The organism is Pseudomonas sp. PDM24 (genome assembly GCF_019218905.1).
GTDB lineage: Bacteria > Pseudomonadota > Gammaproteobacteria > Pseudomonadales > Pseudomonadaceae > Aquipseudomonas.
Genome location: NZ_JAHUWR010000006.1, coordinates 332,873 through 354,915 on the forward strand (window position 1 = coordinate 332,873; position 22,043 = coordinate 354,915).

The following is a 22,043-nucleotide window of genomic DNA, read 5'->3' on the forward strand; positions in this document are numbered from 1 at the left end:
TCTTGATGTTTTGCTTTTCTGCAGGCAAAAAAAGGGGCGGTATGACCCGCCCACATTTTTTCCCTATTCCTTGTGTTCCTTTTCATCGTCCTGATGAATCGCTTCCTGCGATGTCCGTTCCCCTCTTCCTTGAAGGGCGTGTCTATCCGTCGACACAGTTCAAATATTAGAGAATTCCCCACTAAGAGCAATCGGCCTCTGTCGCGGAAAGCGTCTGTCACACGCTGTTAATCTAAAAAAATAATCATACAAATCAATAATATAAACGAATACCACAAGTTAAATAGACAACTGCCAGGGTGTAAAAATAACGAACACTTACGAAAGAGTAAGCAAAGACTTACAACACGAGACTACAAACCTGAGGTGGTGCAAAAGAACAACGCAATTCTTAAATTCCGGGCAACAAAAAGCCCCAAACCAGTCGGGGCTATTCGTTACCGGTTGAACGAGTTGCTTATTGGAACAGCGACTCACTCGACAGGCCGTTTTTCTCGAGAATCTCCCGAAGACGCTTGAGGCCTTCAACCTGAATTTGCCTGACCCGCTCCCGGGTCAAGCCGATTTCCAGGCCTACGTCTTCAAGCGTGCTGCTCTCGTGACCTCGCAAGCCAAAGCGGCGAATGACCACCTCGCGTTGCTTGTCGGTCAGCTCCGAGAGCCACTGATCGATGCTCTGTGACAGGTCGTCGTCCTGCAACAGTTCGCATGGATCGGTCGGGCGGTCATCGGTAAGGGTGTCCAGCAGGGTTTTATCCGAATCCGGACCCAGCGAGACGTCGACCGAAGAAACCCGCTCGTTCAGGCCTAGCATGCGCTTGACCTCGCCTACCGGTTTCTCCAGCAGGTTGGCGATTTCTTCGGGTGAGGGTTCATGATCGAGCTTTTGAGTCAGCTCCCGTGCAGCCCGCAAGTACACATTGAGCTCTTTGACCACATGGATCGGCAACCGGATGGTCCGGGTCTGATTCATGATCGCGCGCTCGATGGTCTGACGAATCCACCAGGTGGCGTAGGTCGAAAAGCGGAAACCGCGTTCAGGATCGAACTTTTCTACTGCCCGGATCAGGCCGAGGTTGCCCTCTTCGATCAGGTCCAGCAGCGACAGCCCACGATTGACGTAACGACGGGCGATTTTCACCACCAGCCGCAGGTTGCTTTCAATCATGCGCTTGCGCCCGGCCGGATCGCCACTTTGCGACAAGCGCGCAAAATGAACTTCTTCCTCCGGGGAGAGCAATGGGGAAAAGCCGATTTCGTTGAGGTACAGCTGAGTGGCATCGAGTGCCCGTGTGTAATCGATGTACTTGTGTTGCTTAAGCGAAGCGGAGTGTTTGGATTTGGCACGAACGGAAGGTGGTGCATCCCCTTCATCATTCGACATCGAATCCGTGGCGATGCCGGTCTCCATCAGGAGAACCTCATCGTCGATGTCAAACTCCGGCACTTCTTTACTGAGAGCCATTGTTATAGTCCTTTGGTGAGTTCGACCTCAAGCTCAAGCGGCGCCTTGATCCCTGGCAACGCTGGAGCCTGTTCCCTCTACGTGACGGAACAGGCTGGTTAACAAATCAACGACGTGGCAGGAATTGCAGCGGATCTACAGGTTTACCTTGTCGGCGAATCTCAAAATGCAGTTTCACCCGGTCTGTACCCGTTGACCCCATTTCGGCAATTGTCTGTCCGACTTTGACCTGCTGCCCCTCCCGAACCAACAGCCTGCGGTTATGTCCGTAGGCACTGACGTAGGTGTCGCTGTGTTTGATGATGACTAATTCGCCGTAGCCCCTTAAGCCACTCCCGGCGTATACCACCGTCCCATCAGACGCAGCTAAAACAGGCTGTCCCAAATCTCCGGCGATATCAATTCCTTTATTCAAACTACCGTTTGAAGAGAATTTACCAATCAGAATGCCATTAGAAGGCCACCCCCAGCCCGTCGGGGCCGGACCGGCAGGAGGAAGTGGAGCGGGTGCCGGCTTGTTGGCGACGGACGGTGCAAGCACTGTTGTAGTGGTTGTAGCGCCATTTGCCTGGCGCCGAATTACGGTGGTTTTACTCGACGACGAAGGTGAGGAACTGGACGAACTCACTACCGCCGTCGGCGTTGAACCGCTGCGACCGTCGAAGCGAATTGTCTGACCCGGATGGATCGTGTAAGGCGTAGGAATGTTGTTCCGTGCTGCGAGGGCTTTGTAGTCCCAACCGTAGCGAAAAGCGATGGAGAACAAAGTGTCCTTGGGTCGGACAACATATTGGCCGGTGGTCACGGCCGGACGCTGGGCGACCGCGTTGTTGCGATCGACGACGCTCGCACTACCTGATTTGGTGCTGGAACATCCGACCAGCAAGGTACTCAAGACAAGGCCAGTCACCAGACGCTGAAAGCTCGTTATACCCATTCGCTGCGCAATGACTGTGAGACTCACCCGCCGCTCCCTTTGTGGTGGCTGAAAATATGGATTGCCGTGCTCCGGCACGAAATGTCGCAAGTATAACGGGCCGAACAGGCTTTAACTTTAATGAAGCGGATTCGCTTCGCGCACACGTTTGCTGCCTGAAGATGAATTGCGTTTAACCAATCGATGCCGCTGTAAGACCCGGGCAATCGAAGAGAATTCAGCGCGCTGAAACAAATGCTCAGGCCAACGGCCCGTTGAGCAATGGGACAAAGCGCACCGCCCCCAGAACACGTCTGGAAAAGCCCTGTTCCTCACGGATGATCAACATCAATTGTTGAACTTCACCGGAGCCGACCGGAATCACCAGTCGCCCACCCGGTGCCAACTGATCGAGCAGTGCCTGAGGCACATCGGTGGCCACGGCGGTGACGATGATGCCGTTGTAAGGCGCCAATGCCGGCCAGCCTTCCCAACCATCGCCCCAGCGAAATACCACGTTGCGCAGGTTCAGTTCCACCAGGCGCTCCTTGGCCCGGTCTTGCAGAACCTTGATTCGCTCCACGGAAAAAACCCGCTCGACCAATTGCGACAGCACGGCCGTCTGGTAACCCGAACCGGTGCCGATTTCCATCACCTTGTCCAACGGACCGGCTTCCAGCAGCAGCTCGCTCATGCGCGCCACCATATAAGGCTGGGAGATGGTCTGGTTATGCCCGATCGGCAGCGCCGTATCTTCATAGGCTCGATGAGACAACGCCTCATCGACGAACAGATGACGCGGGGTGCGACGGATGACTTCCAGCACCTTGGCGTTGGAAATACCTTCTTCATAGAGGCGCTGAATCAGACGCTCACGGGTCCGTTGCGAGGTCATCCCGATACCGCGATGCAGAATATGATCTTGTTCACGAGCCATTAACGCAGACCCTCCAGCCAGCCATCGAGACTTCTGAAGGCATCATTAAAGGTGCGATCCAGTTGCAGTGGCGTGATTGAAACATAGCCTTGCATCACCGCATGGAAATCGGTACCCGGGCCGCCATCTTCAGCGTCCCCCGCCGCGGCGATCCAGTAACCGGATTTACCCCGCGGGTCGACCACTTTCATCGGTGCCGCAGCGCGGGCGCGATGACCGAGGCGGGTCAGCTGGATACCACGGATGTGCTCCAGCGGCAGGTTGGGAATGTTCACGTTCAGTACCGTGCGCGGTGGCAGATCAAGGTCCGCGTGAGCCTCTACCAGTTTGCGCGCAAAGTAAGCGGCTGTGGGAAGGTTCTCTACTTGCCGTGAGACGAACGAAAAGGCAAACGAAGGACGCCCAAGGAAGCGCCCTTCGAGGGCCGCCGCCACAGTGCCGGAATACAGCACGTCATCCCCCAGGTTGGCCCCTAGGTTGATGCCGGAAACCACCATGTCCGGCTCAAGCTCCAGCAAGCCGTTAAGGCCCAGGTGCACGCAGTCGGTGGGTGTGCCGTTAAGGCTGATAAAGCCGTTGGCCAGGGTTTGCGGGTGCAACGGACGGTCGAGCGTCAGCGAGCTGCTGGCGCCGCTTTTGTCCTGGTCCGGGGCGATAACCACGCATTCGGTGTAATCCGCCAGCGCAGCATAAAGCGCGGCGAGACCGGGTGCGGTTACCCCATCGTCGTTAGAAATCAGAATACGCATGGGCTGTCCGTCTGCCCCACCGGCACCAGATCGACGAGTTCACGCACCAATACGGTGGCGAAGCATCCGGCCGGCAGGACGAATTCCAGTTGCAGAATGTCAGGCTCGGGATAATGCCACGTCAACCCGCCAATGGGCAGCCGCAGGATGCGACGTTCGTGGCTCATTCCGGCGTTAATCAACCAATCGCGCAGATCCGCTTCGCGCGCGGCGATAGCCTGCTCCAGTTCATGGACTGCGCCTGACGTCGGCGAGTCACCTTTGCCCCACTGCGGGCCGGTCGGGTGCAGGTCGAGAATCGCCAGACGAGGATCGCTGCATTCGGCTTCACCCGCCGGGAAGAAACTGCGGCTGTCGGTGAACGCCAGCAGATCGCCCACCTGCGCGCGCTGCCAGGTGCCATCGGCGACCCGCGCCGCCAACACTTGATTGAACAGAAAACTGCGCGCGGTGGAAAGCAGCCGCGAACGCACATTGCGTTGCTCCGGCAGGGCCTTGCGCGCCGCCCAGGCACGAGCATCGACCACGTTACCGCCGTCAAAGCCGAAACGCTGGGCGCCGAAATAATTGGGAATACCTTGCTTGGCGATCAGTTGCAGACGCGCTTCGATCGCTGCCTTGTCACCGGCGAACTGGGTCAAGCGCAAGGTGAAGCCGTTGGCCGAGTGGGCACCGCGTTGCAGTTTGCGTTTATGCCGACCGGTCTTGAGGATTTTCAACGTGTCGTTTTCCGCCGCCGACAGATCAGGATCAGCCTTGCCCGGCAGTTGCACGCTGAACCACTGGCGCGTCAGCGCCTGACGGTCCTTGAGGCCGGCATAGCTGACGGTGCGCAACGGCACACCCGCCGCCTTGGCGATGCGCCGTGCCGCTTCTTCGGTATTGAGACCGCGCTTTTCCACCCAGATCCATAGGTGTTCGCCATCGCCGCTCAGGGGAATATCAAGGACTTCGTCGACCTGGAAATCTTCAGCCGTGGCTTTCAGTACCGCGCTGCCCAGGGATTCACCATAAGCCCGGGGGCCAAGCAATTGCGCCTCGTTCATGTGCGCAGCAACAAGGCAACGGAGTGCACGGCAATACCTTCTTCGCGACCGACAAAGCCAAGCTTTTCGGTGGTGGTAGCTTTCACGTTCACTTGATCCAACTCAACTTGAAGATCCGCGGCAATCAGCGCGCGCATCGATTCGATATGGGGGGCCATTTTCGGGGCTTGGGCGACGATGGTGTTATCGACGTTGCCGATTTTCCAGCCCTTGGCGTGGATCAGCGCGACAACGTGACGCAACAGCACACGGCTGTCGGCGCCCTTGAATTGCGGGTCGGTGTCCGGAAAATGCTTGCCGATATCACCCAGCGCGGCAGCGCCGAGCAACGCGTCGCTCAAGGCGTGCAGCAGGACGTCACCGTCGGAGTGAGCGAGCAGCCCGAAGCCGTGTGCAATCCGCACGCCGCCCAGAGTGATGAAATCGCCTTCAGCGAAACGGTGCACATCATAGCCGTGGCCAATACGCATAAAAAAACGCCCCGATTGTTGTCAGGGCGTGATTCTACCTGCATTAGAGGCCTAGAGCGCGTGCGTGATGTTGCAAGTGGTCGTCAATGAAGCTGGCGATGAAGAAATAACTGTGGTCGTAGCCCGGTTGCAGACGCAACGTCAGCGGATGACCTGCCAGTTTGGCGGCCTGTTGCAAGGCTTCAGGCTTGAGCTGGGTGGCCAGGAAATCATCGCGATCACCCTGATCGACCAGCAGCGGCAGCTTCTCGTCAGCCTCGGCGATCAATGCACAGGCATCCCATTCGCGCCACTTCGAACGGTCTTCGCCCAAGTAACGGGAAAAAGCTTTCTGGCCCCAAGGGCAATCCATTGGATTGTTGATCGGCGAGAACGCCGACACCGACAGATAACGCCCCGGATTGCGCAACGCACAGACCAACGCGCCGTGGCCGCCCATGGAGTGACCACTGATGCCACGCTTGTCCGATGTCGGGAAATGCGCTTCGACCAATGCCGGCAATTCCTGCACGACATAGTCATGCATCCGATAGTGGCGGGACCACGGTTCCTGCGTAGCATTCAGATAAAATCCGGCACCGAGGCCGAAGTCCCAGGCGCCATCCGGATCACCCGGCACATCAGGACCGCGAGGGCTGGTGTCCGGTGCGACGATGATCAGCCCCAGCTCGGCGGCCATGCGCATGGCGCCGGCCTTTTGCATGAAGTTCTCGTCGGTGCAGGTCAGGCCAGACAACCAGTACAGCACCGGCAGCTTACCGCCCTGCTCCGCTTGCGGCGGCAGGTACACGGCAAACACCATGTCGCAACCGAGCACGTCGGAGCGGTGCCGGTAGCGCTTGTGCCAGCCACCGAAGCTTTTCTGGCAGGAGATATTTTCCAGGCTCATGACCGACCTCAGAAATGGATGACGCTACGGATGCTTTTGCCTTCATGCATCAGGTCAAACGCCTTGTTGATATCTTCCAGGCCCATGGTGTGGGTGATGAAGGTATCCAGCGGGATCTCGCCGGTCTGGGCCATTTCGACATAGCTCGGCAACTCGGTACGCCCACGCACACCACCGAATGCCGAACCGCGCCAGACGCGACCGGTCACCAGTTGGAATGGACGGGTGGAGATTTCCTGACCGGCACCGGCCACGCCGATGATCACCGACTCACCCCAACCCTTGTGGCAGCATTCAAGTGCAGCACGCATCAACTGGACGTTGCCGATGCATTCGAAGGAAAAGTCGACGCCGCCATCAGTCATGTCGACGATCACTTCCTGAATCGGACGATCGAAGTCTTTCGGGTTTACACAATCGGTAGCGCCCAATTGCCTGGCGATCTCGAACTTGGCCGGATTGATGTCGATGGCGATGATCCGCCCAGCCTTCGCTTTGACCGCGCCAATCACCGCCGACAGACCGATGCCGCCCAGACCGAAGATCGCGACGGTGTCACCCGGTTTGACCTTGGCGGTGTTGATCACCGCGCCGATGCCGGTGGTGACGCCACAACCCAGCAGGCAGACTTTTTCCAAGGGTGCTTCTTTAGGAATTTTGGCGACGGAGATTTCCGGCAGCACGGTGTACTCGGAGAAGGTCGAGGTGCCCATGTAGTGGAAAATCGTTTCGCCCTTGTAGGAAAAACGCGAAGTCCCATCCGGCATCAGACCTTTACCCTGGGTCGCACGAATCGCCTGGCAGAGGTTGGTTTTGCCCGACAGACAGAATTTGCACTTGCCGCATTCCGGGGTGTACAGCGGGATCACATGGTCGCCGACGGCAACCGAAGTCACGCCCTCGCCGATCGCTTCGACCACCGCGCCACCTTCGTGACCCAGGATCGACGGGAAGATGCCTTCCGGGTCCGCGCCCGAGAGGGTGTAGGCATCGGTATGGCAAACACCGGAGGCGACGACGCGCAGCAGAACTTCCCCAGCCTTGGGCATGGCGACATCGACTTCAACGATCTCGAGGGGTTTCTTGGCCTCGAAGGCAACGGCGGCGCGCGACTTGATCATGCTGACTCTCCAGTGAATAAAAACAAGACAAGGAGTGTAATACAGCGGCTTACGATGAATAATCTGGACAAAAGCAAAACATTATTGCCATACAGGGATAATCCTGATGTCCGAAAACCGCTGGGAAGGCATCGATGAGTTCGTTGCCGTGGCCGAGTGCAGCCAATTCACTGCCGCGGCCGAACGCCTTGGGGTGTCTTCTTCTCATATCAGTCGCCAAATCGTACGACTGGAAGAGCGCCTGCAAACCCGTTTGCTCTATCGCAGCACCCGCCGGGTCACCTTGACTGAGGCGGGGCAAACCTTTTTGCAACATTGCCAGCGTTTGCAGGACGGTCGCGAAGAAGCCTTGCGCGCTGTCGGCGACCTGACCAGCGAACCCAAGGGCATGCTGCGCATGACCTGTGCCGTGGCCTACGGCGAACGATTCATCGTGCCGCTGGTGACTCGCTTCATGGGGCTGTATCCACAACTGCGCGTCGACATCGAGCTGAGCAACCGCCCGCTCGATCTGGTGCATGAAGGGCTGGACCTGGCCATCCGCCTCGGCCGCTTGCAGGATTCCAGATTGGTCGCGACGCGCCTGGCACCACGGCGCATGTACCTGTGCGCCTCACCGTCCTACCTGGAACGGTATGGTCGCCCACACAGCTTGTCGGAATTGAGTCGCCATAACTGCCTAATCGGTAGCTCGGACATCTGGCAACTGGAACAGAACGGGCGGGAATTTTCCCAGCGAGTACAGGGAAACTGGCGCTGCAACAGTGGGCAGGCGGTGCTGGATGCCGCGCTACAAGGGGTTGGGTTATGTCAGTTGCCGGATTACTACGTGCTGGAATACCTGAAAAACGGCGAATTGATTTCGCTGCTGGAAGCCCATCAGCCGCCGAACACAGCGGTTTGGGCGCTTTACCCACAGCAACGGCATCTGTCGCCGAAAGTGCGCAAGTTGGTGGATTACTTGAAGGAGGGGTTGGCCAAACGGCCGGAGTATCGTGGTTAGATCTGCCAATGCATTCAGCGATAGATTCGTTGACTGGACCACCGCTTTCGCGAGCAAGCCCGCTCCCACATTGGTTCTGTGTCATACCCCAAACACGTAACCGACGGAGATCAAATGTGGGAGCGGGCTTGCTCGCGAAAGGCGCGACTCGGGCTTAGCGGCGGTTAGCCCAACGCTGGCGCAACCACTCAAGGTCTTCGGGACGAGTGACTTTGATGTTATCGGATCGCCCTTCAATCAGGCGCGGCGCCAATCCCGCCCATTCCATGGCCGAAGCTTCATCGGTGATGACAACGTCGGCCACCAGACTATCGGCCAATGCCCGATGCAACGCGCCAAGGCGAAACATCTGCGGCGTATAGGCCTGCCAGATCACGCTGCGATCCACCGTTTCCAGCACGCGCCCATGCTTGTCGACCCGCTTGAGGGTATCGCGCGCAGGCACCGCCAATAGACCGCCAACCGGATCATCAGCCAGCTCACTGAGCAATTTATCGAGATCATCACGCGCCAGATTCGGTCGTGCAGCATCGTGCACCAACACCCAATCCTCATCGTCAGCGCCTTGGGCATGCAAATGTAGCAAGGCATTGAGTACCGACCCGGAGCGCTCGGCGCCACCTTCGACCCGCTGAATACGCGGATCGGCAGCACAGGCCAGGTTCGGCCAGTAAGGATCGTCGACTGCAAGACTGACCACCAACCCCTTCAGGGCAGGATGATCGAGGAAACAGCCGAGGCTGTGTTCGAGAATAGTGCGCCCGCCCAGTTGCAAGTATTGCTTGGGACGGTCCGCGGCCATACGGGCACCGACGCCCGCGGCAGGAATCACGGCCCAGAAGGCCGGTAGCGAATTAATCATTGGGCCAACTGGTAAAGGGTTTCACCGTCCTTGACCATGCCCAACTCATGACGAGCCCGTTCTTCAACGGTCTCCATGCCCTTTTTCAATTCGCTGACTTCGGCGTCCATCACCCGATTGCGCTCCAGCAACGCCTCGTTCTCGGCGTGTTGATCCGCAATCTGCTGCTTCAGCTCGGCCACTTGCGCCAGACTGCCATTACCCACCCACAGGCGGTACTGCAGGCCGGCCAGCAGCAAAAGCAAGACGAGAAACAACCAATTGGGACTGCGCATCGAATATCAGGTATCCAGTGAAAAAAGACAGCCATGCCATAACTTTGAAGCTTCTGATAGCACGAAGCCTGGAAGAACCAGGCTTGTGCTAATAAGGCATCAGATTAGTGGCAAATTCATCGCTGTCGCGATTTTTCGACACAATCCGGTGTCTTTTTTACTCTTTGCTACTCAGCCGCGGAATTCGCTACGGCCGTTGTACTTGGCTTTGCCATTCAACTGCTCTTCGATACGCAGCAGTTGGTTGTACTTGGAAACACGGTCGGAACGGCACAGGGAGCCGGTCTTGATCTGGCCAGCCGCAGTGCCCACAGCCAGGTCGGCAATGGTCGAATCTTCGGTTTCGCCGGAGCGGTGCGAGATTACGGCGGTGTAACCAGCGGCCTTGGCCATCTGGATCGCTTCCAGAGTTTCGGTCAGGGTGCCGATCTGGTTGAACTTGATCAGGATCGAGTTGGCGATCTTTTTATCGATGCCTTCTTTCAGGATCTTGGTGTTGGTCACGAACAGGTCGTCGCCTACCAGCTGAGTCTTCTCGCCGATTTTGTCGGTGAGGATTTTCCAGCCCGCCCAGTCGGACTCGTCCAGACCGTCTTCGATGGAGATGATCGGGTAACGCTCGGTCAGGCCTTTCAGGTAGTCAGCGAAACCTTCAGCGGTGAACACCTGGCCTTCGCCGGACAGGTTGTACTTTCCGTCTTCGTAGAATTCGCTGGCCGCGCAGTCCAGGGCCAGGGTCACGTCGGTGCCCAGCTTGTAACCGGCGTTGGCCACGGCTTCGGAGATCACTTTCAAAGCGTCTTCGTTGGAGGCCAGGTTCGGCGCGAAACCACCTTCATCACCAACGGCAGTGCTCAGGCCGCGAGCCTTCAGAACGGCTTTGAGGTGATGGAAAATCTCGGTGCCCATGCGCAGACCTTCCGAGAAAGACTTGGCGCCGACTGGCTGAACCATGAATTCCTGGATGTCGACGTTGTTATCGGCGTGCTCGCCACCGTTGATGATGTTCATCATCGGAACCGGCATCGAGTAAACACCCGGGGTGCCGTTCAGGTTGGCGATGTGAGCGTACAGCGGCAGGTCCTGGTCCTGAGCGGCTGCCTTGGCCGCGGCCAGGGAAACGGCGAGGATCGCGTTGGCGCCCAGGGTCGCTTTGTTTTCGGTGCCGTCCAGCTTGATCATCGCGTGATCCAGCGCTTTCTGGTCGCTTGGGTCTGTACCCAGCAACAGGTCGCGGATCGGACCGTTGATGTTGGCGACGGCTTTCAGAACGCCTTTGCCCAGGTAACGGCTCTTGTCGCCATCACGCAGCTCGAGTGCTTCACGCGAGCCAGTGGAAGCACCGGATGGCGCGCAAGCGCTGCCGATGATGCCGTTATCGAGAAGCACATCTGCTTCCACAGTGGGATTGCCACGGGAGTCGAGAACTTCACGACCTTTGATGTCGACGATTTTTGCCATTGTTGTGAACACTCCAAAGTTGACGAAAACGACGCAGCTGAAGGAAATCTTTATCGTCGGCAAGCGACAGACAGGGGGCAGGCTTGCGGACGATAAGGCTCAAGCCCGAGGGCCTGAGCGTTAAACCGTGCAGTACTTTACCGGAGAATCGGGGTTTACGCGGTTTCTACTGTCGGAAAACTTTTAACCAATTCGTCCAGTGCCTTGAGCTGGGCCAGGAAGGGTTCCAGTTTGTCCAGACGCAAGGCGCAAGGGCCGTCGCATTTGGCGTTGTCCGGGTCCGGGTGCGCTTCGAGGAACAGACCGGCCAGCGACTGGCTCATGCCGGCCTTGGCCAGGTCGGTGACCTGGGCACGACGACCGCCGGCTGAATCGGAGCGACCGCCAGGCATTTGCAGCGCGTGGGTCACGTCGAAGAACACCGGGTACTCGAACTGCTTCATGATGCCGAAGCCAAGCATGTCGACGACCAGGTTGTTGTAGCCGAAGCTCGAACCACGCTCGCAGAGGATCAACTGATCGTTACCGGCTTCTACGCATTTGTTCAGGATGTGCTTCATTTCCTGAGGCGCGAGGAACTGGGCTTTCTTGATGTTGATCACCGCGCCGGTCTTGGCCATCGCGACCACGAGGTCGGTCTGGCGCGACAGGAAGGCCGGCAACTGGATGATGTCGCAGACTTCAGCGACAACCGCGGCCTGATCAGGCTCGTGGACGTCGGTGATGACCGGCACACCAAAGGCTTGCTTGATGTCCTGGAAAATCCGCATGCCCTCTTCCAGGCCGGGGCCACGGTAAGAGGTCACAGAAGAACGGTTAGCCTTGTCGAAACTGGCCTTGAACACGTAAGGGATACCGAGTTTTTCGGTGACCTTTACGTACTCTTCGCAGACCTGCATGGCCATGTCGCGGCTTTCCAGCACGTTCATGCCACCGAACAGCACCATTGGCTTGTCGTTGGCAATTTCGATGTTGCCTACGCGGATGATCTTCTGTGCCATCTGGTTTACGCCTTCTTCTGGTGTTGGGCCAAAGCGGCTTTGACGAAGCCGCTGAACAACGGGTGACCGTCGCGCGGTGTCGAGGTGAACTCAGGGTGGAACTGGCAAGCGACGAACCATGGATGATCCGGTGCTTCGACCACTTCAACCAGCGCGCCATCACCGGAACGACCGGAGATTTTCAGACCGGCCTCGATGATTTGCGGCAGCAGGTTGTTGTTCACTTCGTAGCGATGACGGTGACGTTCGACGATCACGTCCTTTGCATAGCAATCGTGCACCAGGGAACCTGGCTCAAGCAGGCAATCCTGAGCGCCGAGGCGCATGGTGCCACCCAGATCGGAGGTTTCGGTACGGGTTTCGACTGCCCCAGTGGCATCTTCCCACTCGGTGATCAGACCCACCACCGGGTGACCGCTGGTGCGATCGAACTCGGTGGAGTTGGCGTCTTTCCAGCCCATGACGTTACGAGCGAACTCGATAACGGCCACTTGCATGCCCAGGCAGATACCCAGGTATGGAATCTTGTTTTCACGAGCGTATTGAACGGCAGTGATCTTGCCTTCAACGCCACGCAGACCAAAGCCACCCGGTACCAGAATCGCGTCGACGCCTTCCAGCAGCGCGGTGCCCTGGTTTTCGATGTCTTCGGAATCGATGTAGCGCAGGTTGACCTTGGTGCGGTTGCTGATGCCGGCGTGACTCATCGCTTCGATCAGCGACTTGTAGGCGTCCAGCAGCTCCATGTACTTGCCGACCATCGCGATGGTGACTTCGTGCTCCGGGTTCAGCTTGGCATCTACCACCGCTTCCCACTCGGACAGATCGGCGCTGTCGCATTGCAGGCCGAAACGCTCGACAACGAAATCATCCAGGCCCTGGGAGTGCAGAATGCCCGGGATCTTGTAGATGGTGTCGGCGTCTTCCAGCGCGATCACCGCACGTTCTTCAACGTTGGTGAACTGCGCGATCTTGCGACGCGAAGAGATGTCGATCGGGTGATCGGAGCGGCACACCAGCACGTCTGGCTGCAGGCCAATGGAACGCAGTTCCTTGACCGAGTGCTGAGTCGGCTTGGTTTTGGTTTCGCCGGCAGTGGCGATGTACGGCACCAGCGTCAGGTGCATCAGCATCGCGCGCTTGGCGCCGACTTCGAAACGCAATTGACGGATCGCTTCGAGGAACGGTTGCGATTCGATGTCACCCACGGTGCCACCGATCTCGACCATGGCCACGTCGGCATCGCCGGCGCCCTTGATGATCCGGCGCTTGATTTCGTCGGTGATGTGCGGGATCACCTGAATGGTTGCGCCCAGGTAATCACCACGGCGCTCTTTGCGCAGGACGTGTTCGTAGACACGGCCGGTGGTGAAGTTGTTGTTCTGGGTCATGGTCGTGCGGATGAACCGCTCGTAGTGGCCCAGGTCCAGGTCGGTCTCGGCGCCGTCGTGGGTGACGAACACTTCACCGTGCTGGAACGGGCTCATGGTGCCCGGGTCAACGTTGATGTACGGGTCCAGCTTCAGCATGGTGACCTTAAGTCCCCGCGCCTCCAGGATGGCCGCCAATGAAGCCGAGGCAATGCCTTTCCCCAATGAAGAAACAACACCGCCCGTGACGAATATGTAGCGCGTCATGAAAAACCCTAGAAGTCTGCGTTAAAGCGGTCCGAGCCGCCGGGGAAAGCGAAGGAAGGCCGAAGCCCCCGATCACCTGCATTAATCACAGTGCATCTTTCAAAAAAACCGCCGCGTTGGGACAGACCGGCAGGTGAAACACCGGTAGGTTGCTCGCTACACATTTTTTGGAATCGCCCAGCAAAGACTGCTTGGTAATCGGCAACTCCTGCGATTCAGGCGAATCCACAGAAGTTGTATCAAGAAGGGAGCGTAGTCTACCGGAAAGCCCCTTTCAGCTCAAACCTTGATCTTCGATCTGCGGCTGCCAATGCAAATACCAGCCATCTTGCTCACCGCCATTTAGCCCCCGCAGGTTCGCCACCGCCAGCAATTGCTGGCCTCTGTAGACCAGCGGCAATCTGCCACGGGCGAAGCCCGGCACACCGCGTTCATTGAGTAAACGCTTCAAGTCACGGTGGCCGCGATCGGGCAGGTTCATCACCTCGCCTCCCTCACGATAGCGGATCTGCAGCGGGCCAACGGGGATCTGACCGGTGAACGTAAGTACACCGTTATCCGGCAACGCCAGTGATACCGAGGGCTCAGCCCAAGACACCGGGGATGGCGGAGTGCGCAGCCAGCCACCCGACAACCACCAGACACGCCTACCCGCGCGATGCAATTCACCCGCCGCCAGCCGCCAGACCGGACGCGCATCGCCGGTCGCATCACGCAAATTTTCCCAACCCGACCAATGGTCACTGTCCGGCAAAGTCGTTAGCGGTTTGAGCCAATGACTTAGCGCATTGCGCTGACGCGCATCAGACAGTTTTTCCAGTGGTGCCAGCGCCAGCGACGGCAAACCCAGCCAATCGAAATCGCTGACCGTGGTGGCATGGGCCAGATCGATTTGCGCCAATTCGTCGAGCAGTTCTTGCGCTTCGCTCAGATGCGCAGCGCTGCGCGCCATGGTCGCCACCGCTTGCGGCCAGCGCGCAGTCAACACCGGGAACACTTGATGACGCAGATAATTGCGCGAGAACTGGCGGTCCTGGTTCGACGGATCCTCGATCCAGCCCAACTGATATTCAGTCGCGTAGGCCTCAAGCTCGGCACGCGTTACGTCGAGCAACGGCCGCAACAGATGCCCCCGACCCAAAGGACGCTCGCTCGGCATTCCCGACAACCCTCTCACCCCTGCCCCACGCATCAGCCGAAACAACAGGGTTTCCGCCTGATCGTCGCGGTGTTGGCCCGTGAGCAGCACGTCACCGACGTGAGTCGCCGCGATGAAGGCGCCATAACGCGCATCCCGCGCCGCACGCTCAAGGCTGGCGCCCGATTCAACTTGAACGCGCACGACCTCTAGCGGCACTCCCAGCGCATCACAGACCGACTGACAATGTTCCGGCCACGCATCAGCCGCAGCCTGGAGGCCGTGGTGGACATGGATGGCAGTCAGCGCCGGCAGGGATTGGGTTTTCGCAAGGTGCGCGAGAAGGTGCAGCAGGACGGTGGAGTCGAGACCACCGGAGAACGCGATGCGCCAGGTTGTGGCGTTGCGCCACGGTGCAAGATTCAGCAAGAGTCTGGCAGGCAAATCAATCGTGGGCTGACTCATATCGATCACTTCGCACAAATCAAATGTGGGAGCGGGCTTGCTCGCGAAGGCGGTTCAACATTCAACACATCAGTCGACTGTTATACCGCTTTCGCGAGCAAGCCCGCTCCCACATTATTAAAGCCGAGGTCAGATCAGAGACCGTAGCTCATCAGACGCTCGTAACGACGGGCCAACAGCGCCTTGTTATCGAACTTCTTCAACATCGCCAGTTGCGAGCTCAGCTCGGCGCGGATCGAGGCAGCCGCAGCGGCCGGATCACGATGAGCGCCGCCCAATGGCTCGCCGATCACTTTATCGACAATGCCCAGGCCCTTCAGACGCTCGGCAGTGATGCCCATGGCTTCAGCTGCATCCGGGGCTTTCTCGGAAGTTTTCCACAGAATCGAAGCGCAACCTTCCGGCGAAATCACTGCATAGGTCGAGTACTGCAGCATGTTCAGCTGGTCGCAGACGCCGATCGCCAATGCACCACCGGAACCACCCTCACCGATCACGGTGGCGATGATTGGGGTTTTCAGACGAGCCATGACGCGCAGGTTCCAGGCAATCGCTTCGCTCTGGTTGCGCTCTTCGGCGTCGATACCAGGGTAAGCACCCGGAGTGTCGATGAAGGTCAGGATCGGCATTTTGAAGCGTTCGGCCATTTCCATCAGACGGCACGCCTTGCGGTAGCCTTCCGGACGCGGCATGCCGAAGTTGCGGCGAACCTTCTCGCGCACTTCGCGGCCTTTCTGGTGACCGATGATCATCACCGGCTGATCATCCAGACGGGCAACACCACCTACGATGGCAGCGTCGTCGGAGAAGTGACGGTCGCCGTGCAGTTCGTCGAACTCGGTGAAGATGTGTTCGATGTAGTCCAAGGTATACGGACGTTTCGGGTGACGCGCCAGACGTGCGATCTGCCAGCTAGTCAGCTTGCCGAAGATGTCTTCGGTCAGCGTGCTGCTCTTGTCCTGCAGGCGGGAGATCTCATCGCCGATATTCAGCGAATTGTCATTACCGACCAAGCGCAACTCTTCGATCTTGGCTTGCAGGTCGGCGATCGGCTGTTCGAAATCTAGAAAATTCGGGTTCATAGGCGTCCGTCTTGGGTCGACCTTCCAAGAGAGCTTGGGCCGGCCGGTTGTCTATTCGCGCCCTACCTTAAGGGACAGGCGCGTTCAGGTCGAGATTAAAAATTCGGGTCGGGATCAGGCGCGCTCTAATGGTAAAGAATGGCACCTGACCGTCAACGGTATTGGAGGAAGACGTTGTCTCGCCCGAACTGGTCACGCAGGGCTTGAATCAAGGCATCCGCCGGATCGATCCGCCAGGTCTCGCCGAACTGCAACAAGGCCTTCGCATCGGGACTGGTGTACTCCATGGTGATCGGGCACGCGCCGCGGTGGCGCTTGAACAGCTCACCCAGCCAGCGTAGCTGATCGCCTTTCAAATCCTTGGTGTGCAATTTCAGGCGCAGGCTTTCGGCCAGGTTGGTGCGCGCATCTTCCATGCTCATCACGCGCTTGACCCGCAGCCGCAGGCCGCCAGAGAAGTCATCATTGCTGACTTCGCCTTCGACCACCACCATCGCGTCGGTCTGCAACAGCGACTGCGCGGAGTGGAAGGCGTCGGCGAACAGCGAGGCCTCGATCCGCCCGGAGCGGTCGTCGAGGGTAATGAAACCCATCTTGTCGCCCTTTTTGTTCTTCATCACACGCAGGGCGATGATCATGCCCGCGACCGTCTGGGTATCGCGAGCAGGCTTCAGGTCGATAATGCGCTGACGGGCGAAGCGACGGATCTCGCCTTCGTATTCGTCGATCGGGTGACCGGTCAGGTACAGGCCCAAGGTGTCTTTTTCCCCTTTCAGGCGTTCCTTGAGGGTCAGTTCCTTGGCCTTGCGATGATTGGCGTAGACGTCGGCGTCGTCCTCGACGAACAACCCGCCAAACAGGTCGGCGTGGCCACTGTCGTGGGTGCGCGCAGTTTGCTCGGCAGCCTTGATCGCCCCTTCCATCGCGTTCAACAAGACCGCGCGGTTCTGGTCAATGCTGGCTTGATAGGCTTTGGGTTCGTCATGGAAATACGGGCCCAGACGATCCAGCGCGCCGCTGCGGATCAAACCGTCCAGGGTACGCTTGTTGATTCGCTTGAGATCGACACGGGCGCAGAAATCGAACAGATCCTTGAACGGTCCGTCCTGACGCGCCTCAGTGATCGCTTCCACCGGTCCTTCGCCCACCCCCTTGATTGCGCCGAGGCCATAAATAATGCGGCCTTCGTCATTCACCGTGAACTTGAACTCCGAAGTATTCACATCCGGCGCGTCGAGACGCAGCTTCATGGTGCGAATTTCTTCGATCAAGGTCACGACCTTGTCGGTGTTGTGCATATCCGCCGACAGTACCGCGGCCATGAACGGCGCCGGGTAGTGGGTTTTCAGCCACGCGGTCTGGTACGACACCAGGCCATACGCGGCGGAGTGGGATTTGTTGAAGCCGTAACCGGCGAACTTTTCTACCAGGTCGAAGATGTTACCGGCCAGGTCGGCGTCAATATTGTTGGTGGCACAACCTTCAATGAAACCGCCACGTTGCTTGGCCATTTCCTCGGGTTTTTTCTTACCCATGGCTCGACGCAGCATGTCTGCACCGCCAAGGGTGTAACCGGCCATGACCTGAGCAATCTGCATCACCTGTTCCTGATACAGGATGATGCCGTAAGTCGGCGCCAGGACTGGCTTGAGGCCTTCGTACTGGTAATCCGAGTGCGGGTACGCGAGCTCCGCGCGACCGTGCTTACGGTTGATGAAGTCATCCACCATGCCTGATTGCAACGGGCCCGGACGGAACAGGGCCACCAGTGCGATCAAGTCTTCCAGGCAGTCGGGCTTGAGCTTTTTGATCAGCTCTTTCATGCCGCGCGACTCGAGCTGGAACACCGCAGTGGTTTCAGCTTTTTGCAACAGCGTGTAGGTCGGTTTGTCGTCCAGCGGAATGAACGCGATGTCCAACGGTGGCTCGTTGACCTTGGCGCGATCGCGGTTGATGGTTTTCAGCGCCCAGTCGATGACTGTCAGGGTCCGCAGGCCCAGGAAGTCGAACTTCACCAGACCGGCCGCCTCGACGTCGTCCTTGTCGAACTGGGTTACCAGGCCATCGCCCGCTTCGTCGCAATAAATCGGCGAGAAGTCGGTCAGCTTGGTCGGCGCGATTACCACACCACCGGCGTGCTTGCCGACGTTACGCACAACGCCTTCAAGCTTGCGCGCCATTTCCCAGATTTCCGCAGCCTCTTCATCGACCTTGATGAAGTCGCGCAGAATCTCTTCCTGCTCGTAGGCCTTTTCCAGAGTCATGCCGACTTCGAACGGAATCATCTTCGACAGACGATCCGCCAAACCGTAGGACTTGCCCTGAACCCGCGCCACGTCACGGACCACCGCTTTCGCCGCCATGGAACCGAAGGTGATGATCTGGCTCACCGCGTTACGGCCGTATTTCTCGGCCACGTAATCGATCACCCGGTCACGGCCGTCCATGCAGAAGTCGACGTCGAAGTCGGGCATGGAAACCCGTTCCGGGTTAAGGAAACGTTCAAACAGCAGGTCATATTCCAGCGGGTCGAGGTCGGTGATTTTCTGCACATAGGCCACCAGCGACCCGGCACCCGACCCACGACCCGGACCTACCGGCACGCCGTTGCTCTTGGCCCACTGGATAAAGTCCATCACGATCAGAAAGTAACCGGGGAAGCCCATCTGGATGATGATATCCAGCTCGAAATTCAACCGGTCGACATAGACCTGACGCTTGGCTTCGTAGTCTTCGGTGGTGTCCTTGGGCAGCAGAACGCTGAGGCGCTCTTCCAGACCGTCGAAGGAAACCTTGCGGAAATACTCGTCGATGGTCATGCCATCGGGAATCGGGAAGTTGGGCAGGAAGTGTTTGCCCAGTTTCACCTCGATGTTGCAGCGTTTCGCGATCTCAACCGTGTTTTCCAGCGCCTCGGGCAAGTCGCTGAACAGCTCGGCCATTTCCTCGGCACTTTTGAGGTATTGCTGATCGCTGTAATTCTTCGACCGCCGCGGATCGTCGAGGGCGCGACCCTCACCGATGCATACGCGGGTTTCGTGGGCTTCGAAGTCTTCCTGCTTGATGAAACGCACATCGTTGGTGGCCACCAGCGGCGCGCCGATCTTCGCCGCCAGCGCCACGGCGCCGTGCAGTTGCTCTTCGTCATTGGGGCGGCTGGTGCGCTGGACTTCCAGATAGAAGCGATCCGGGAACACCGCCATCCACTCGCGAGCCAGGGTTTCGGCTTCGTCCGGGTTGCCGCTGAGCATGGCCAGACCGATCTCGCCCTCTTTCGCCGCCGACAGCATGATCAAGCCTTCGCTGGCTTCAGCCACCCACTCGCGCTCGATGATCACCGAGCCATTGCGCTGGCCGTCGATGAAGCCACGGGAGATCAGCTCGGTGAGGTTGCGATAACCCACCGCATTCATCGCCAATAGGCTGATCCGGCTCAAGGAGTTGTCCGGATCCTTGTTCGACAGCCACAGGTCGGCGCCGCAGATCGGCTTGATCCCCGCCCCCATGGCCGCTTTATAGAATTTGACCAGGGAACACATGTTGTTCTGGTCGGTGACCGCCACGGCAGGCATGTTCATGCCGACCAGGGTCTTGACCAGCGGTTTGATCCGCACCAGACCGTCGACCAGGGAATATTCAGTGTGCAGGCGTAGATGAACGAATGAAGCCGGCATAGTGATCCTGTCTAGAAACTAGAAACGTGAAGACAACAAGGCCCGGATTGTACCGGGCCTTGAGTAAAACATCAGCCTGCGACTAACTCCCGATCAGGTTTTCCCGCGCTTCATACGCCAAGCGTACCGGGGCGAACGAGCGACGATGGATTGGGGTCGGCCCCAAGCGGGCCAGCGCTTCCAGATGAACGGGTGTCGGGTAGCCTTTATGGCCTCCGATCCCGTAACCCGGATAAATCAGTTCGAATGCCGCCATTTCTCGATCACGGCTGACCTTGGCCAGAATCGATGCCGCGGCAATGGCCGGCACCTTGCCATCACCCTGGATCACCGCTTCGGCGCGCATCGAGAGTTTCGGGCAACGGTTGCCGTCGATCATCGCCAGTTTCGGCTGAATGTGCAGCCCCTCGACGGCACGCTGCATGGCCAGCATGGTGGCGTGAAGAATGTTCAGTTCGTCGATTTCTTCTACTTCAGCCCGAGCGACATACCAGCTCAGGGCTTTTTCGCAGATTTCGTCGTAAAGCGCTTCGCGACGGGCTTCGGTGAGCTTTTTGGAATCGTTGAGGCCCAGGATGGGGCGGCTCGGATCGAGGATCACTGCCGCCGTCACCACCGCACCGCACAGCGGGCCGCGACCGACCTCATCGACACCCGCTACCAGATCTACAACCTCATCGACCAGCATAAAATCCAGGCCCAGCTGCTTGCTTGCTTTGCTCATTATGCTCTGCCAATCAGGTTCAGTACCGCGTCCGCTGCCTGATTGGAGGCGTCCAAGCGCAGGGTTCGGTGGATTTCGTCAAAGCCTCGGGTCTGCTCCTGGCCACCTTCGATCAGTGGCGACAGGGTCTGGGCCAAGGCCTCAACCGTCGCATCGTCCTGCAACAACTCCGGCACCAGCAGGCGCTGGGCCAGCAGATTCGGCAACGAGACGTAGGGACTCTTCACCATCCGTTTGAGAATCCAGAACGTCAGCGGTGCCAAGCGATAAGCGACCACCATCGGCCGCTTGTACAACAAGGCTTCCAGCGTAGCGGTGCCCGAAGCGATCAACACGGCGTCGCAAGCAGCCAGGGCCAGATGGGACTTACCGTCGAGCAAGGTCAGTGGCAGATCACGACCGGCCAGCAGCTCTTCAAGCTGGGCCCGGCGCTGCGGGCTCGCGCATGGCATGACGAACCGTACGCCCGGGCGCATGGCGCGCACGCGCTGGGCAGTGTCGAGGAACAGCGCACCAAGGCGCCCGACCTCACCACCCCGGCTACCCGGCATCAGGGCGACCAGCGGCCCATCCGGCAAGCCAAGTTCGGCCCGCGCTGCGGCGCGATCAGCCTCAAGCGGAATCGCATCGGCCAGGGAATGGCCGACAAACCGCACCGGCACGCCCTTCTCTTCATAAAATTTAGCTTCGAACGGGAACAGCGTCAGCATCAGGTCGCAACCTTCGCGAATCTTCAGCACCCGCTTCTGTCGCCAGGCCCAGACCGACGGGCTGACGTAATGCACGGTCTTGATCCCGGCCTGACGCAGTTTGAGTTCGATATTGAGGTTGAAGTCCGGGGCATCGATACCGATGAACACGTCCGGCTTCTCGGCGATCAGGTCTGCGACCAGTTTTTTGCGACGCGCCAATAGCTCGCGCAAACGGCCCAGCACTTCCACCAGCCCCATGACAGAAAGGCGTTCCATCGGGAAATACGACGTCAGGCCTTCAGCCTGCATCAGCGGACCGCCGACACCGATGAACTCGACCGCCGGATGCTGAACCTTGAGTGCGCGCATGAGGCCCGCACCCAAAATGTCACCGGAAGCCTCTCCCGCCACCAGCGCAATACGCAAATTGGCCATG

The 22,043-nt window shown here is 58.6% G+C and carries 19 protein-coding genes; 1 reads left to right on the plus strand and 18 read right to left on the minus strand.

Annotated elements, in window-relative coordinates:
- Positions 1-457 precede the first annotated feature (457 nt).
- From rpoS to KW837_RS21160, 8 genes are all read right to left on the minus strand, one after another.
- A complete protein-coding gene (rpoS, locus tag KW837_RS21125; RefSeq protein ID WP_008072688.1) occupies positions 458-1,465 on the minus strand; it encodes an RNA polymerase sigma factor RpoS in 1,008 nt (335 codons plus the stop codon).
- Between the two features lie 106 nt (positions 1,466-1,571).
- The gene (locus tag KW837_RS21130) at positions 1,572-2,429 is read right to left on the minus strand and encodes a peptidoglycan DD-metalloendopeptidase family protein (protein WP_218398415.1); all 858 of its coding nucleotides are present in this window, start codon (positions 2,427-2,429) and stop codon (positions 1,572-1,574) included.
- Between the two features lie 211 nt (positions 2,430-2,640).
- Positions 2,641-3,276 (minus strand): protein-L-isoaspartate(D-aspartate) O-methyltransferase, encoded by a 636-nt coding sequence (locus KW837_RS21135; protein WP_173667553.1) that lies wholly within the window; start codon positions 3,274-3,276, stop codon positions 2,641-2,643.
- A gap of 41 nt (positions 3,277-3,317) precedes the next feature.
- Positions 3,318-4,067, minus strand: coding sequence for a 5'/3'-nucleotidase SurE (surE, locus tag KW837_RS21140; RefSeq protein ID WP_123501180.1), 750 nt, complete (start codon positions 4,065-4,067; stop codon positions 3,318-3,320).
- Positions 4,055-5,113: a tRNA pseudouridine(13) synthase TruD gene (gene truD / locus KW837_RS21145; RefSeq protein WP_218398417.1), complete on the minus strand. Its 1,059-nt coding sequence runs from the start codon at positions 5,111-5,113 to the stop codon at positions 4,055-4,057. The genes surE and truD overlap by 13 nt, the downstream gene beginning before the upstream one ends.
- Positions 5,110-5,583, minus strand: a complete 474-nt coding sequence (gene ispF / locus KW837_RS21150; protein ID WP_218398419.1) for a 2-C-methyl-D-erythritol 2,4-cyclodiphosphate synthase — start codon at positions 5,581-5,583, stop codon at positions 5,110-5,112. Before ispF ends, truD begins: the two co-directional genes overlap by 4 nt.
- A 43-nt stretch (positions 5,584-5,626) precedes the next feature.
- Positions 5,627-6,472, minus strand: a complete 846-nt coding sequence (gene fghA, locus KW837_RS21155) for an S-formylglutathione hydrolase (RefSeq protein WP_218398421.1) — start codon at positions 6,470-6,472, stop codon at positions 5,627-5,629.
- Positions 6,473-6,480: 8 nt separating this feature from the next.
- The gene (locus KW837_RS21160; RefSeq protein WP_018927002.1) at positions 6,481-7,593 is read right to left on the minus strand and encodes an S-(hydroxymethyl)glutathione dehydrogenase/class III alcohol dehydrogenase; all 1,113 of its coding nucleotides are present in this window, start codon (positions 7,591-7,593) and stop codon (positions 6,481-6,483) included.
- Positions 7,594-7,699: 106 nt separating this feature from the next.
- Between KW837_RS21160 and KW837_RS21165 the strand changes: the two genes are divergently transcribed.
- Positions 7,700-8,596, plus strand: a complete 897-nt coding sequence (locus tag KW837_RS21165; protein ID WP_218398423.1) for a LysR substrate-binding domain-containing protein — start codon at positions 7,700-7,702, stop codon at positions 8,594-8,596.
- Between the two features lie 154 nt (positions 8,597-8,750).
- On the opposite strand, the gene ispD is transcribed toward KW837_RS21165, so the two are convergent.
- The 10 genes from ispD to lpxB all read right to left on the minus strand — a co-directional run bounded on the left by ispD (position 8,751) and on the right by lpxB (position 22,042).
- Complete coding sequence (gene ispD, locus KW837_RS21170) at positions 8,751-9,458, minus strand: 2-C-methyl-D-erythritol 4-phosphate cytidylyltransferase (RefSeq protein ID WP_218398425.1); 708 nt, start codon at positions 9,456-9,458, stop codon at positions 8,751-8,753.
- Positions 9,455-9,733 carry a cell division protein FtsB gene (gene ftsB / locus KW837_RS21175; RefSeq protein WP_007907178.1) on the minus strand — a complete coding sequence of 93 codons (279 nt, stop codon included), beginning with the start codon at positions 9,731-9,733 and terminating at the stop codon, positions 9,455-9,457. Before ftsB ends, ispD begins: the two co-directional genes overlap by 4 nt.
- A gap of 171 nt (positions 9,734-9,904) precedes the next feature.
- Complete coding sequence (gene eno / locus KW837_RS21180) at positions 9,905-11,194, minus strand: phosphopyruvate hydratase (RefSeq protein WP_008072676.1); 1,290 nt, start codon at positions 11,192-11,194, stop codon at positions 9,905-9,907.
- 155 nt (positions 11,195-11,349) lie between these two features.
- Positions 11,350-12,195, minus strand: a complete 846-nt coding sequence (kdsA, locus tag KW837_RS21185) for a 3-deoxy-8-phosphooctulonate synthase (protein ID WP_008072675.1) — start codon at positions 12,193-12,195, stop codon at positions 11,350-11,352.
- 5 nt (positions 12,196-12,200) lie between these two features.
- Complete coding sequence (locus KW837_RS21190; protein ID WP_008072674.1) at positions 12,201-13,832, minus strand: CTP synthase; 1,632 nt, start codon at positions 13,830-13,832, stop codon at positions 12,201-12,203.
- Positions 13,833-14,106: 274 nt separating this feature from the next.
- Positions 14,107-15,435: a tRNA lysidine(34) synthetase TilS gene (gene tilS, locus KW837_RS21195; protein ID WP_218398427.1), complete on the minus strand. Its 1,329-nt coding sequence runs from the start codon at positions 15,433-15,435 to the stop codon at positions 14,107-14,109.
- 134 nt (positions 15,436-15,569) lie between these two features.
- Positions 15,570-16,517, minus strand: a complete 948-nt coding sequence (locus KW837_RS21200) for an acetyl-CoA carboxylase carboxyltransferase subunit alpha (RefSeq protein ID WP_007907168.1) — start codon at positions 16,515-16,517, stop codon at positions 15,570-15,572.
- 152 nt (positions 16,518-16,669) lie between these two features.
- Positions 16,670-20,191 (minus strand): DNA polymerase III subunit alpha, encoded by a 3,522-nt coding sequence (gene dnaE / locus KW837_RS21205; RefSeq protein WP_218398429.1) that lies wholly within the window; start codon positions 20,189-20,191, stop codon positions 16,670-16,672.
- 82 nt (positions 20,192-20,273) lie between these two features.
- On the minus strand, positions 20,274-20,915 hold the full coding sequence (rnhB, locus tag KW837_RS21210) for a ribonuclease HII (RefSeq protein ID WP_063342641.1): 642 nt from the start codon (positions 20,913-20,915) through the stop codon (positions 20,274-20,276).
- Complete coding sequence (lpxB, locus tag KW837_RS21215) at positions 20,915-22,042, minus strand: lipid-A-disaccharide synthase (RefSeq protein ID WP_008072670.1); 1,128 nt, start codon at positions 22,040-22,042, stop codon at positions 20,915-20,917. Before lpxB ends, rnhB begins: the two co-directional genes overlap by 1 nt.
- Position 22,043 lies beyond the last annotated feature (1 nt).